The organism is Gordonia otitidis NBRC 100426 (assembly GCF_000248075.1).
Lineage (GTDB): Bacteria > Actinomycetota > Actinomycetes > Mycobacteriales > Mycobacteriaceae > Gordonia > Gordonia otitidis.
Map to the genome: position 1 here is coordinate 1 of NZ_BAFB01000085.1, position 13389 is coordinate 13389.

Annotated in this window: 14 protein-coding genes; 8 read left to right on the plus strand and 6 right to left on the minus strand. The window is 68.0% G+C overall.

All coding sequences use genetic code 11. The features are described from left to right. Positions 1-427: LCP family protein (locus tag GOOTI_RS24720; protein WP_007238095.1), on the minus strand; the 427-nt coding region annotated here is incomplete at its 3' end. A gap of 126 nt (positions 428-553) precedes the next feature. On the opposite strand from GOOTI_RS24720, the gene GOOTI_RS26100 reads away from it, so the two are divergent. The 4 genes from GOOTI_RS26100 to manB all read left to right on the plus strand — a co-directional run bounded on the left by GOOTI_RS26100 (position 554) and on the right by manB (position 4353). Further along, the gene (locus GOOTI_RS26100) at positions 554-949 is read left to right on the plus strand and encodes a hypothetical protein (RefSeq protein ID WP_051997902.1); all 396 of its coding nucleotides are present in this window, start codon (positions 554-556) and stop codon (positions 947-949) included. Between the two features lie 287 nt (positions 950-1236). Further along, positions 1237-2301 carry a dTDP-4-dehydrorhamnose reductase gene (gene rfbD / locus GOOTI_RS08145; protein ID WP_007238096.1) on the plus strand — a complete coding sequence of 355 codons (1065 nt, stop codon included), beginning with the start codon at positions 1237-1239 and terminating at the stop codon, positions 2299-2301. Beyond that, on the plus strand, positions 2279-3223 hold the full coding sequence (locus GOOTI_RS08150) for a glycosyltransferase family 2 protein (protein WP_007238097.1): 945 nt from the start codon (positions 2279-2281) through the stop codon (positions 3221-3223). The genes rfbD and GOOTI_RS08150 overlap by 23 nt, the downstream gene beginning before the upstream one ends. After that, positions 3220-4353, plus strand: a complete 1134-nt coding sequence (manB, locus tag GOOTI_RS08155) for a mannose-1-phosphate guanylyltransferase (RefSeq protein WP_007238098.1) — start codon at positions 3220-3222, stop codon at positions 4351-4353. Before GOOTI_RS08150 ends, manB begins: the two co-directional genes overlap by 4 nt. 37 nt (positions 4354-4390) lie before the next feature. Here manB and GOOTI_RS08160 read toward each other — a convergent pair whose 3' ends face one another. Further along, positions 4391-5041, minus strand: coding sequence for an O-methyltransferase (locus GOOTI_RS08160; protein WP_007238099.1), 651 nt, complete (start codon positions 5039-5041; stop codon positions 4391-4393). A gap of 466 nt (positions 5042-5507) precedes the next feature. Here GOOTI_RS08160 and sigE point away from each other — a divergent pair, with 466 nt between their 5' ends. The 4 genes from sigE to tatB all read left to right on the plus strand — a co-directional run bounded on the left by sigE (position 5508) and on the right by tatB (position 9154). Further along, positions 5508-6152 (plus strand): RNA polymerase sigma factor SigE, encoded by a 645-nt coding sequence (gene sigE / locus GOOTI_RS08165; protein WP_007238100.1) that lies wholly within the window; start codon positions 5508-5510, stop codon positions 6150-6152. A 157-nt stretch (positions 6153-6309) separates the two neighbouring features. Further along, positions 6310-7029, plus strand: coding sequence for a hypothetical protein (locus GOOTI_RS08170; protein ID WP_373279016.1), 720 nt, complete (start codon positions 6310-6312; stop codon positions 7027-7029). Between the two features lie 17 nt (positions 7030-7046). After that, the gene (locus tag GOOTI_RS08175) at positions 7047-8624 is read left to right on the plus strand and encodes a S1C family serine protease (RefSeq protein ID WP_007238102.1); all 1578 of its coding nucleotides are present in this window, start codon (positions 7047-7049) and stop codon (positions 8622-8624) included. An 89-nt stretch (positions 8625-8713) separates the two neighbouring features. After that, a complete protein-coding gene (gene tatB, locus GOOTI_RS08180; protein WP_007238103.1) occupies positions 8714-9154 on the plus strand; it encodes a Sec-independent protein translocase protein TatB in 441 nt (146 codons plus the stop codon). Positions 9155-9189: 35 nt separating this feature from the next. On the opposite strand, the gene GOOTI_RS08185 is transcribed toward tatB, so the two are convergent. From GOOTI_RS08185 to GOOTI_RS08200, 4 genes are all read right to left on the minus strand, one after another. After that, entirely contained in the window at positions 9190-10335 is a 1146-nt protein-coding gene (locus GOOTI_RS08185; protein WP_007238104.1) for an Mrp/NBP35 family ATP-binding protein, read from the minus strand. A gap of 78 nt (positions 10336-10413) precedes the next feature. Continuing rightward, the gene (locus GOOTI_RS08190) at positions 10414-11523 is read right to left on the minus strand and encodes a lytic transglycosylase domain-containing protein (RefSeq protein WP_007238105.1); all 1110 of its coding nucleotides are present in this window, start codon (positions 11521-11523) and stop codon (positions 10414-10416) included. 329 nt (positions 11524-11852) lie between these two features. Then, the gene (locus GOOTI_RS08195; protein WP_007238106.1) at positions 11853-12413 is read right to left on the minus strand and encodes a DUF1003 domain-containing protein; all 561 of its coding nucleotides are present in this window, start codon (positions 12411-12413) and stop codon (positions 11853-11855) included. Continuing rightward, positions 12410-13389, minus strand: a 980-nt coding sequence (locus tag GOOTI_RS08200) for a magnesium transporter MgtE N-terminal domain-containing protein (RefSeq protein ID WP_007238107.1), incomplete at its 5' end; no start/stop codon positions are given. The genes GOOTI_RS08200 and GOOTI_RS08195, both read right to left, overlap by 4 nt.

Sequence of the window (13389 nt, forward strand, 5' to 3'; positions counted from 1 at the left end):
CGAGGGTGCCCTCGCGTTCGGCCTCGTTCTCGGGCTTGCCCGCTTCGACGGCTGTCCTGCGTGTTCCCTCGCGGGTCGTGCCGTAGGCCGCGTTGATCTTGGACATCCCGATGCCGGGCACGGACACGTACGAGTCGCGGGGGATCGAGATCGCCGTCGCCGACGATCCGTCGTTGGGGATGCGGATGAGCAGGATGGTGTCGGTGTTCGTGGAGACGTCGTCGCCCGCTCGCAGCCATTTGAGCTCTTCGGGAGAGAGTGGATTGCCCTTGGCATCCGTGCGCGAGTCCGTACCCACCAGCAGGATGTCGGTGGCGCCGTCGTCTGCCCCGCCGAGACCGAGGCCGCCGAGTTGCGTGATCTTCGACGTGAGTCCGTTGACACTGCTCCACGCGTATCCGGTGCAGACAAGGACGGCGACCGACACGAGCGCGACCAGGCCACGTCCCCATGCCTTACGGCCGAATGCGCCTGCTGTCGCGAGTGCCCCGCGAGCGGGTGGCGGAGGTGGCGGCGGCGCGGTCGAATTCGTCTCCGACGACGATTTCGTCGTGTGAATCTCTCCGGAGCGACGCTGGCGAGGTCGGCGTCGGCCGACCGGCTCGCCTGGGATCTCGTTTTCCGACGCCCGCCCGGGCGCGTGGGTGCCCGCGTCGGGTCGGGTCCGTCGCGGCGGTTGCTGGGCGCGCGTCCGCTGCGCATCCGGCCGTCCTCGTCGCCGTGCGTCTGGGTCGGGTCGACGCCGTGCGTCTGGGTCGGGTCGTCGCCGTGCGTCTGTGCTGCCGTGTCGACGTGCGTCGGGCGCGGCGGCCTCGGGGTGTTGGCGGCTCCGGCGGGGGCCGCGGGGCTGGTCGCGCGCGTCCTGGCCGGCGCGTCGAGGATGGGCCGCCTGGGACTCGTCGGCGCGTTGTGGGCCGGTGGGCCGCCGTCGCGCGCCTTCGGGTCGTGACTCCACGAGTGGTCAGATCCTTTGCAATCGTCGAATCCGGCGTTCGAACTCCGGTAGGGGAGTCACGTCCCGTTCCCCGCGGGACGCATGTGAGAGCCGTTATTCAAGAGGTTGACGTTACTGAAGTTGTTGCACTGACGTCAGGCTACTGAAGTGGCGCCGGATATCGCGGTTGCAACGCCGACGGATGTCGGCGACGCGACACGTCCGGCGTGATGATCGACACCTCGGACGCCGAGCAGCCGGGTCGCAACGCATCCGAGCGTGGTGTGCGGCACGATGAGGCCATGTACGGAGACGGTGGATCAAACGCGGCCGCGGGCGTACCGGACGCCGCGCCGTCTGGCGGCAACCCGGTGTCGGTTCCGCACCCGGGTGCCGTGGCAGGCGAGGTTCCTGCGACGGGTACGGAAGCGGTGGCCGGCACTGTGTGGATCGTCGGAGCGGGAGGTCAACTCGGCACGGCGCTGCTCGAGTCCCCGCGCAGATCTCCTCGTGTGCGTGCACTGACGTCGCGTGAGGTCGACATCACCGATGCTGCGTCGGTAGCCGACGCCTTCGTCGATCTCGCCGCGGGAGACGTCGTCGTCAATTGTGCGGCGTACACGAACGTCGACGCTGCTGAGTCGGAACCGCAGCGGGCCGCCGCGGTCAACGCTCGGGGGCCCGCGCATCTCGCGGCACAGACATCGCAGGCCGGGGCATGGCTGATCCACATCTCCACCGACTACGTCTTCGGGGGTGCCGCCGCCGGCACCCCGCGCGCCGACGCGCCGCGCCGCGAACCGCGGACGACGCCGTACGAAGCGGTCGAGGTCGACAGTGCTGATACGCCCGAGACCGTCTATGGCGCAACCAAACTCGAGGGCGAGCACGCTGCGCGGGCTGCCGACCCGTCTGTCACCGTCGTGCGCACGGCATGGGTGTACACCGGCAGTGCCGAGAGTCCAGACTTCGTCGGCACGATGCGCCGTCTCGAGGCGACGCGTGACGCGATCACCGTCGTCGACGATCAGACCGGGTCGCCGACCTATGCCCGCGACCTGGCAGACGGATTATGGGAACTGGCCGCTCGTTCCGGCGACGATGTGGTGCGCGGAACGGTGCTTCACGCCACCAATGCCGGCGAGGCCACCTGGTTCGACGTCGCGCAAGCTGTGTTCGCCGAGGTCGGAGCAGATCCCGAGCGTGTCTCGCCGGTCACGACCGACGAATTCCCCCGGCCGGCGCCGCGCCCGGCCTACTCGGTCCTCGACGCTGCCTCGTGGGCTCGTGCCGGACTGACCCCACTCCGCGAATGGCGTGCGGCTCTGCACGCGGCGATCACCGATGCCGTCGTCGGCGTCGGCTGAGGCCGTTCGTTACCCTGACCGGGTGACTTCAGCCCTCGGTGTCGTGACGGTGACCTATTGGTCCGGCGGCCACGTGGAGACCTTCTTGAAAAGTCTCGACCATGCGACCTCCTCGGTTCCCCGTGTCATCATCGCCGACAACGGCTCGGGCGACGGCGCGCCGGAAGCGGCTGCCCGCGACCACGACAACGTGACGTTGGTGCACACCGGCGGCAACATCGGGTACGGCGGGGGTATCAATCGGGCCGTCGCCGAGCTCGGGCCGGACGTCGAGTTCATCGTGATCGCCAATCCGGACGTCGAGTGGTCGCCCGGTGCCATCGACGAGCTCGTCGCGGCGGCGGCGCGGTGGCCGCGCGCAGGATCGCTCGGCCCTTTGATCTACGAGCCCGACGGTTCGATCTATCCGTCCGCGCGTCGCGTGCCGAGCCTCGTGTCGGGCACCGGGCACGCGCTGCTCGGCACGATCTGGAAGTCGAATCCGTGGACTGCCGCCTACCGCGCCGACGACGTCGAGCCGAGCGAGCGACCCGTCGGCTGGCTGTCGGGTTCGTGTCTGCTGGTGCGGCGCGAGGCATTCGAGGCGATCGGTGGATTCGACGAGCGGTACTTCATGTACATGGAGGACGTCGACCTCGGTGACCGCCTCGGCAGGGCGGGCTGGCTGAACCTCTACGTGCCCGGAGCCGAGGTCACCCACACGAAGGGACACAGCGCCGGTCGTGACCCCGGTGCCATGCTTCCCGCACACCACCGCAGTGCCTACCAGTTCCAGGCCGACCGCAATCCGGGGCCGCTTCGTGCGCCGATCCGTCTCGCTTTGCGCATAGGTCTCGCACTCCGCTCCCGCCTCGCCGTACGTGCGGCGGGGCGAGACATGATCGATGATGATTCGACCACCTCGAGAGGACACGACAAGTGACCGGATTCAGCGTCCCCAGCACGGCAACGGCGGCTCCGACGCCCAGTGCAGACGTCGACATGTCGAAGACGCAGGCGGTGATTCTCGTCGGTGGAAAGGGAACGCGCCTACGCCCGCTCACGCTGTCGGCGCCCAAGCCGATGCTCCCGGTGGCAGGCCTGCCGTTCCTGACGCATCTCCTGTCGCGTATCCGCGCGGCCGGAATCACCGACGTCGTGCTGAGCACTTCGTTCAAGGCGTCGGTGTTCTCCGAGTACTACGGTGACGGGTCGAAACTCGACCTACGCATGCGGTACGTCACCGAGGACGAGCCGCTCGGCACCGGTGGCGGCATCCGTAACGTGCTCGATCTCCTCACTGCCGAAGACGTCGTGGTGTTCAACGGCGACGTGCTCAGCGGTACCGACATCGGTCAGGTGGTCGCGACGCATCAGCGCAGCGACGCCGACGTCACGCTGCATCTCGTCCGTGTCGGTGACCCGCGCGCCTACGGATCGGTGCCGACCGACGACAACGGCAGGGTGACCGCATTCCTGGAGAAGACCCAGGACCCGCCGACCGATCAGATCAACGCGGGCACCTACGTGTTCCGCCGCGAGATCATCGAGCAGATCCCCGCGGGTCGCGAGGTGTCGGTGGAGCGCGAGGTATTTCCGAGCCTGCTCGCCGACGGCAAGCACGTCCAGGGCTATGTCGACCACACCTACTGGCGGGACATGGGGACGCCCGAGGACTTCGTGCGCGGCTCCGCCGACCTCGTGCGGGGCATCGCCCCCTCGCCGGCCCTCGGCGATCGACACGGTGAGTCGCTGGTCCACGAGGGTGCGGGCATCGCGCCGGGCGCCGTCCTCATCGGCGGGACAGTGGTCGGCCGCGGGTGCGAGGTCGGACCGCGTGCACGGCTCGACGGTGCCGTGCTGTTCGACGGGTCCGTGGTCGAAGCGGGTGCCGTGGTCGAGCGCAGCATCGTCGGCAAGGGCGCACGGATCGGTCCTCGGGCGTTGATCCGTGACACCGTCATCGGTGACGGCGCTGACGTTGGGGCGCGCTGCGAGTTGCTACGTGGAGCGCGGGTGTGGCCGGGCGTTGCGCTACCCGACGGGGGTGTGCGCTTCTCGACCGACGTGTGACGCCTCGGGGCGGCGCGAGCGCGTGGCGCCCGACGTGTCAGCGTGCCTTGGCGGCAGCGAGCACCCCGCCGCCGAGTGGCACCACCACCGGCAGGAGCTGATCGTCGTCGGCGATCCGCAGCGCCGCGGTCCGCGCGGCGCTGGTCACCGGGTCGGTGCGCATGGGATCTCCGACGGCGCCCGACGCGGTCGCGTTGTGCACGACGACCACACCACCGGGCCGTAGCATCCGGACCGCCTCGTCGACGAATGTCGGGAGGTCGATCAACGGGCCGTCGATGAAGACGAGATCGTACGAACCGTCGGACAGACGCGGCAGCACCTCGCGCGGCGTCCCGTTGATCAGTCGGGTTCTGCCGGGCGGGATGTCGGCGCCGGAGAAGGACGCTCGGGCCGCGCGATGGTGTTCGGGTTCCGGATCGATCGTCGTCAGCACTCCCTCGGCGGACATGCCGCTCAGCAGCCACAGGCCGCTGACGCCGGTTCCGGTGCCGATCTCGGCGACCGCACGGGCGTCACAGGTGCGGGCGAGCATCGCCAGCAGTGCACCCACCGCTGGGCTGACGGGTTCGGTACCGAGTTCTTCTGCGCGCGTTCGCGCGGCAGCCAACGCGTCGTCTTCGACGATCGCCGACTCGGCATAGTCGATCAGGGCGGCGGCATCGGCACCGGTGCGTGCATCGGTCATGCCATGACATTAGGCCGCCCACGCCCTCGCATGACAGTGGGACGCCGATTCGGGTGTCGAGGCTCGTGGCCATGCGGACCGAAAACCGACCCATCCGAATCGGCCAGGGCTCCGACGTACTCAGTGGAGAACGTGTTCAGCGGAGAACGTACTCAGCGAAGACTTACTCAGTGAAAGCTCAGGCGTCTCACACTGCGACCACACCGCCGTGGGAGAAGGTGAGACAACAGCACGGACACGGCGATCGGAATAGGCATCGTCCGGTGCGTGTTCAAGATAGTGAATTCGTGTCGAAACGCACTCGTGTCGCCGCAGGATATCCGGCGCGTGAGTGGTCGGGCGGGACACCGGTTCGACACTGATTCCACACTCGCATACAGCAGAAGGGAACCGGCCACCAGCGATGACTGATCCCCAGACGTCCACCACCGCAGAACTGAACACAGGAGTACAGAGCACGGCATCGATGGAGGGTGGGCACGTGGAGCGCGGATCGTCGGATACTGGAGCGCAGTCGGTCGAGACGATGGACGTGATCCCTGCCGGAACCGCGGGTTTCGATGCGACCGGTGACGAGTTCCTGATGCCGACGTGGGATGAGCTGGTCCGTGAGCACGCCGACCGCGTGTACCGACTGGCCTACCGACTGTCCGGCAACCAGCACGACGCCGAGGACCTGACGCAGGAAACCTTCATCAGGGTCTTTCGCTCACTGTCGAACTATCGTCCAGGCACCTTCGAGGGCTGGCTGCACCGCATCACCACCAACCTGTTCCTGGACATGGTTCGCCGTCGCAACAAGATCCGTATGGAGGCGCTGCCCGAGGAGTACGACCGCGTTCCCGGCGACACCCCCGACCCTGAGCAGATCTACGCCGACGCCAATCTCGACCCCGACCTTCAGGCGGCGCTCGACTCACTGACCCCGGACTTCCGTGCGGCTGTGGTGCTGTGCGACATCGAGGGATTGTCCTACGAGGAGATCGCCACCACCCTGGGGGTCAAGCTGGGAACGGTGCGTAGTCGCATTCACCGCGGGCGGCAGACCATCCGCGATCACCTCGCGGCCCGTGGCCACCAGAACCGACGCTCGGTCGCCGTCGGAAACTGATCATCTCACCCCCTCCGGGAACCCCGGGCACCGTCGTGCCGTCGGTGATTCGGATAGGCTGTGGTGCCGGCACGGGCAAGCAGCCGACCTTCGCCGAGCGGAGCCGACTCCGCTTCCACTCGCGGAGAGCAGACCTGTGAAGAGGGGTGAACCACACATGATGGACGGCCGACGGGATCCACGAGAACCCGCAACGGACGCCGACAGCAGCGCGAACGTCGAGGCACCAGGCCCCGACCGCCCACTGCACGTCGACGATGCGGCTCATCCCGGCGGTGTGGCCCATCCCGGCGGTGTGGCCCAGTCTCCGGATCTGCGTGGACGACGCCGGTCGCCGTGGAACCCGGCCACATGGTCGCCGGCCACGTCCTCGTTCGCACCCAACCCCGCTTTTCGACGCCCCCGTCCCCGCCGATTCGCTTCGACGGAGCACCTCGCGCCTGAGGCCGTCGCGGCCTTTGTCGACGGCGAACTCGGAATGACAGCGCACGTCAGGGCCACGCATCACCTCGCGCTGTGTCGCGAGTGCATGGATGCCGTCGACGCACAGCTCGATGCCCGTACGCTCCTGCGTGACTCCGGCACGGTGGCGATGCCTGCCGATCTGCTCGGTCAGTTGAGTCAGATCCCCACCCGCGAAATCGATATGACCGGCACGCACGACCGGCGCGAGGCCGGTCGTCGTCCGAGCCCGTTCCCCGGTGGCCGGTCGCACGGCCCCCTCGCGGCCCCTGGTGCGCTCAGCGCGTCAGCCATACCTCCTGCCCCGAGCCCCGTGAGGGCACCGCGCCCGGCACCGAACTCCGTGAATGGGTCGGGTGACCCGGTCGACGGTGAGGCTGTTCGCGGGCGCCGTAACCGCTGGCGCGGGCGCTGAGAACCGGAAACGAACGCGTGGGAGCAGACGACATCGACGACACCGCTACCGGCGGATCGGACGGCGATCAGCGCCGTCGGCAGCCGGACGATTCCGCCTTCAGCCGCGACAACGCCTCCACGACGGGTGGACTGGCACCACGAGACGATGCCGACGGCGAAACCCGGCGCAACCAGCCACGGCACGTCCCCGTGTCCCCGGCGACCGCGCAGGTGTTCGGTCGGCCCGACGGTGTCCGCGGCTCTTTCGCGAGTACCCCGTCGTCGACGAAGCCCTCGCCACAGATAGCGCCCCCTGACCCGGTGCTCGCCGAGGCGTTCGGCAGGCCGGAGGGGTCCGACGAGACACTTCAGCGCGATCCGCTCGCCGCGTACGGCGTCACGACCGATGAACCCGCGCCTGCCGATCCGTGGCGGGATCCGGAGAGCATCGCCTCCCTCGACGCACCCGCTCTCGTGGACGCGTCGGCGGTACCGCCGACGGTCGCCGGACCCAAACTGGGCGTCAAGGATGTGCTGTTCGGCAAGCGGGTGACGTGGTACGCCCTGGCCACGCTCGGTGTGCTCGCTCTTCTCATCGGCGTCCTGGGTGGGTTGGTCGGCAGGTGGACAGCGGAGGTCGCGTCACCGCTGAACAGCGATACCGTCAAACTCTCGACCGGCGACGCCGGAGACGGTGGCGGAGAACCGAAGTCGGCGGTCGCGCGGGTCGCCAAGGCCGTCGAGAAATCGGTGGTCTCGGTGGATGTGCGAACAGCGAGCGCCTACGGGACCGGGTCGGGGTTCGTGATCGACTCCGCCGGCTACATCCTCACCAACAATCACGTCATCTCGATGGCCGCCAATGATCGCAGCGCGAAACTCGAGGTCGTGTTCTCCGATCGAAACCGTGTGCCCGCTCGCATCGTCGGCCGCGACATCCGCACCGATCTCGCGGTGCTCAAGGTCGACAACGTCGCGAACCTGACGGTGGCGAAGATCGGGAACTCCGACGATCTGCAGATCGGTGAGGAGGTCGTGGCGTTCGGTTCACCGCTCGGGCTCGACCGCACTGTCACCAGCGGGATCGTCAGCGCGACGCACCGTGCAGTGCCGTTGCCCCCCGACGCCGAATCCGACACTGACGCGGTGATCGACGCCATCCAGACCGACGCGGCGATCAACCCCGGCAACTCCGGCGGCCCGCTCGTTGACGAGTCGGCGGCCGTGGTCGGGATCAACACGGCGATCGCATCGGGAGCCGGCGGCTCGATCGGTCTGGGCTTCGCCATTCCCATCAGCCAGGCCATCCCGATCGCGCAGTCACTCATCCGCGACGGCAAGGTCAACCATCCGCAGATCGGCGTCAGCGCCAGCTCGGTCCGCAACGACAGAGTGCTCGGTGCGGGAATCCGGAATGTCGTCGCCGACGGGCCTGCCGCGCAGGCGGGCGTCAAGGAAAGCGACGTCATCACCTCCTTCAACGGCCGCAACATCGAGAGTGCCGACGAATTGACGGTTGCGGTCCGGACGACGAAGATCGGTGAGCGGGTGCCGTTCACGTACTGGCGTGACGGACGAACGTTCAACGGGTCGATCACCACGGCCAGCGACTAGCGGCACCGGGTAGGGGTCCGAACGCAGGGCCCGAACACCGGGTCGCCGGACTCCGATCGTCGGATCCGTTCACGAAGTAGGGAAGTGCGATGTTCAGCAGCGTCGGTTGGGGTGAGGTCCTCATCCTGCTCGTCGCGGCGTTGGTCATCCTCGGTCCCGAGCGTCTGCCCGGCGCCGTGTCGTGGACGATGCAGTCGCTTCGTAAAGCACGCGAGTACGCGACGGGCGCGACCGATCAGTTGAAGAACGACTTCGGTCCGGAGTTCGACGAGCTGCGCAAGCCGCTGTCGCAGCTCAACGAGCTCCGCGGCATGACACCGCAATCGATCGTCACCAAGCACCTCTTCGACGGTGACTCGTCCATCTTCACCAGCGGGCCGTCGTCGAACACCGTCGAGCGCGATGGGCAGACGCCGCCGATCAAGCCCGTCTCGGCGCCGATGCCCGTGCCCACGGACGATCCCGTCTCGGGAACGACGACGCAGTCCACCGGGCGCAAGCACGACGTGAGCGACTGGGACGCGACCTGACGGTCACACGGGGTGCCCGGTGGGCGTCGGCTCCCTCAGCCGTGCCGGGTGGTGTCGATGCCCAGGCTCATGCCCGCCAGGCCGCGACGACGCACCGCGAGCTTGTCGGCGATCGCGCGCAGTGCCCGACCCGACGCCGACTCGGGTGACGAAAGCACAACGGGCTCACCGGAATCGCCGCCCTCACGCAGGGCGGTCTCCAACGGCACCTGACCGAGCAACTCGACAGGTGAGCCGACAGCGCGGGTGAGCCGCTCGGCTACCTTCTCGCCGCCCCCGGAACCGAACGGCTCCATGCGTGTGCCGTCGGGCAACTCGAGCCAGGACATGTTCTCCACGACACCGAGGATCTTCTGCCTGGTCTGGAGAGCAATCGCTCCTGCTCGTTCGGCGACCTCGGCGGCCGCCTGCTGCGGTGTGGTGACCACGAGGATCTCGGCTCCCGGGATCAGCTGTGCGATCGAGATGGCGACGTCGCCGGTACCCGGCGGCAGGTCGAGGAGCAGCACGTCGAGGTCGCCCCAATAGACGTCGGCGAGGAACTGCTGCAGCGCCCGGTGCAGCATCGGGCCGCGCCAGGTGACCGGGGTGTTCCCGTCTGTGAACTGGCCTATCGAGATGAACCGCACGTCGTGGCTGATCGGCGGCATGATCATCTTCTCGACCTGCGTCGGTTTGGCGTCGCTGCCCAGCATGCGCGGGACGGAATGACCGTAGATATCAGCGTCGAGCACCCCCACCGACAGTCCGCGCTGCGCGAGGGCGGTCGCCAGGTTCACGGTCACCGATGACTTGCCCACGCCGCCCTTGCCGGACGCGACGGCGTACACCCTCGTCAGCGAGCCGGGCTGCGCGAACGGGATCACGGGCTCCGCCTTGTCCCCGCGAAGCTTCTTGCGGAGTTCCGTGCGTTGCTCGTCGTCCATCACATCGAGGTCGACACGGATCGTGCCGACCCCGGGGACATCGGCCACGGCCTTTTCGACGCGGCCGGAGATCTCGCTGCGCATCGGGCACCCGGACGTCGTGAGGTACACGGTGACGTCGACACTCGCATCGTCGTTGACCTGCACCGACTTGAGCATCCCCAGCTCGGTGATCGGTTTGCCGATCTCGGGATCGTTGACCCTGCTCAGTGCAGATCGGATCGCGGACTCGGTTGGTTGGACTCCGGTAGTCATCTCCGCCAGCTTAGCGCCGCGATCAGTGCAGATAGAGAACGGGTGCGGACCGCATCGTCACCAGCGCAGCGTAGGCAGCTACCGCGGCGCCACCCTGAGTGCTGGAGTGCTCGTGGTGGCCGGTCCCGGCTTCTTGGGTGCCACCTGCGGCTTGGGCGCGGGCTGTCCGGGAATCGTGATGCCCGGAGGCAGGCAGAGCGCACCGAAACACTGTTGGGTCGGCGTCGTCGAACTCGGCGGTGACGACGAATCCGACGGCGAGCCCGGTGCCGAGGGCGCGGGGCTCGACGGCTGACCCGGCTTCGACGGCTTCGACGGCTTGGAGCTCGACGGCGACGACGGTCGTTTGGGCTCGGGGATCGGGTTGGTCGGCATCACCCCGGTCGCGTACGCGGCCGCCCAGGCGAGGACGTTGTTCACGTAATCCATCGAGTGGTTGTAGCGGTAGACAGCTGCGACCTTGTTCTTGTCGGTCATGATGTCGGTGAAACCCGAGCACAGGTACCGGCCGGCCGAGTAGGTGGCGTCGAAGATGTTGTTCGGGTCGGCTTTGCCGTCGCCGTTCGCGTCGGCGCCCCACGCCGCCCAGGTACTCGGAATGAACTGCATGGGGCCCATCGCTCGCGCGAAGCCGCCCTGGTGTCGGATCACCTCGTTGCCCGCGAGGGAACCGTCGAGAACGGGCCCCTCGATGGGATTGATGGTGTTGCCGTACTGGTCGACCGAACCGTTGCTCGCGTGATTGGACTCGATCCGCCCGATACCGGCGAGCAGGAACCACGGCAGCTTGCATTGGGCTTCTTCCGACCCGATGCGGTTGGCGGCCAACTTGTAGGCCTGCAGCACGACGCCGGGGATGCCCAGTGGGCCCGAGGGTAGATCAGCTGCGAGTCGGTACTGGGGTGCGGCGGTAGCCGCTGCCTCGGCAGCGGCCGCCGAGACGGTGGGCGGTGGTGCGAATCCCAGCAAGGCCACAGGCTCAGCCGGCGCGACGGCGGCCAGTACTGTCGGCTGCTTCTCGGGTTCTACCCGCGCCGCGGTCGGCACACCTCCCTGGGCGCTGGATGTGGCTGCCCCGAGGACCATGGCTCCCACGAGGGCTCCGCCGGCACCGACAGCGAGTGCCCGAGCGGGCAGTCGGGTGCGCTTGGGGCCACGACGACGTCGAAACGGGCGCGGTGCCTTCAACTCCAGACCTCCACGCGACCACCGATGTCCATCCGTCGATCCTGACCCGTCACCGACACTCCATTGCCTCCACAGTCCGCCTGCGCCCAGCCGCCGTGTCGTGCACGAGCAGGAAGGGCCCACCCCGGAAAGAAACGCCGGGTGCTGTCGCCGAGTCGGTGTCGGTCGACTTCGTTCGACAGACACCGGTCCGACGGCGCTCCGGCTGTGACCCACCATACATATGGGTCACGCGTCCGATTGCGGAACCTCCACAAAAGTTCACCATGTGAAAGTCATCGCGTGATCTGCCCGCGAAGTTACGCCCGCCCGACCTTGGCGGGTCGCGGTCACCGATCCGGGTGGCGCCGCGCTTTCGTCGACGCCTGTGAGGCTTCGCGGTGGTCGAGGGGGCCTTCGATGCCGTCGAGCCGCGCCGCGAGTCGGTCGGTGAGGTCGTCGAGCAGGTCGTCGAGTTCTTTACGCAGGTAGTCGCGTGTGACGGTGTCTCCGACCGCGAGGCGTACCGCTGCGAGTTCGCGGGCCAGGAACTCCGTGTCGGCCTTGGTCTGCGCGGCGCGGGCACGATCCTCCTCGAGCGCGACCCGGTCACGGTTCTCCTGGCGATTCTGTGCGAGCAGGATCAGCGGTGCTGCGTACGCCGCCTGCGTGGAGAAGGCCAGGTTGAGCAGGATGAACGGATAGGGGTCGAACCGCAGGGCCACCCAACTCAGGTTGATGATGATCCACACGACGACGATCACGGTCTGGATCGCCAGATAGCGACCCGTGCCGAGAAAGCGCGCGATCCGCTCTGCGTACATGCCGATCAAGTCGCTGTCGACGTGGATCGACGGTCGCCGATTGACTCGCGGCGTATCGAGGCGGCGGGTGCTCTGCTCGCTCGTCATTGACTCGCTCCTGGTGGTGTGCCGTTGCCGCTCGCGGCGCCTGTGGTGCTCGACTCGAGGGAGTCGTCGTCCTCCTCCGGTTCCTTCTCGCGCCAATCACGCGGAAGCATCTCGTCGAGGAGGTCGTCGACGCTCACCGCGCCGAGGAGGTGGTTCTCGTCGTCGACCACCGGACCGCAGACCAGGTTGTACGTCGCGAAGTACCGCGTGACGGTCTCGAGTGAGTCGTCGGGGTGCAACGACTGGAGGTCCATGTCGAGAATGCCGCCGACGATGTTCGCGGGCGGCTCGCGCAACAGGGCCTGCAGGTGCACGCACCCCAGATATCGGCCGGTCGGTGTGGCAGTCGGTGGTCGCACGACGAAGATCATGCTCGCGGCCGCCGGGGTGACGTCGGGATCGCGTACGCGGGCGAGGGCCTCGGCGATCGTGGTCGAGGCCGTCACGATCAGTGGTTCCGATGTCATGAGTCCGCCCGCGGTGTCGGGGGAGTGTGTCAGCAGTCGCCTGACCGGTTCGGACTCCTGCGGATCCATGCGTTCGAGCAGCGACTCCGCCTCGGTGTCCGACAGTTCGCCGAGGAGATCTGCGGCGTCGTCGGGGTCCATGGCCTCGAGCACGTCGGCTGCCCGGTCGACGTCGAGGTGTGCGAGCACGTCGGTCTGGTCGTCGGGTGGCAACTCCTGCAGGACGTCGGCGAGGCGCTCGTCGTCGAGCGCCTCCGCGATCTCGTCCCGACGCTTGGGGGGCAACTCGCGCAGCGCGTTCGCGACGTCGGCCGCGCGCATGCCCTCGAACTGCGAGAGCGCCTGCGCCACGCCCTGTCCGGGGAGTTCGAGCGCGCTCTGCGTCAGTCCCTGTACCCGATTCCACTCCACCACAACGGTTTCGCCACGTCGAAGCCCCCGCCGCGCGGGACGTGCCGCGACCCGCGAGACCACCCAGTCGCGCGTACGTGTGCGTTCTATCCCCAGGT

Coding starts and splice junctions, on each gene's coding strand:
- GOOTI_RS08150 (WP_007238097.1), top strand. CDS start 2,279: ATGCCGTCGTCGGCGTCGGCTGAGGCCGTTCGTTACCCTGACCGGGTG.
- GOOTI_RS08160 (WP_007238099.1), bottom strand. CDS start 5,041: ATGACCGATGCACGCACCGGTGCCGATGCCGCCGCCCTGATCGACTAT.
- GOOTI_RS08195 (WP_007238106.1), bottom strand. CDS start 12,413: ATGACGAGCGAGCAGAGCACCCGCCGCCTCGATACGCCGCGAGTCAAT.
- sigE (WP_007238100.1), top strand. CDS start 5,508: ATGGAGGGTGGGCACGTGGAGCGCGGATCGTCGGATACTGGAGCGCAG.
- tatB (WP_007238103.1), top strand. CDS start 8,714: ATGTTCAGCAGCGTCGGTTGGGGTGAGGTCCTCATCCTGCTCGTCGCG.
- GOOTI_RS08170 (WP_373279016.1), top strand. CDS start 6,310: ATGATGGACGGCCGACGGGATCCACGAGAACCCGCAACGGACGCCGAC.
- GOOTI_RS08185 (WP_007238104.1), bottom strand. CDS start 10,335: ATGACTACCGGAGTCCAACCAACCGAGTCCGCGATCCGATCTGCACTG.
- rfbD (WP_007238096.1), top strand. CDS start 1,237: ATGTACGGAGACGGTGGATCAAACGCGGCCGCGGGCGTACCGGACGCC.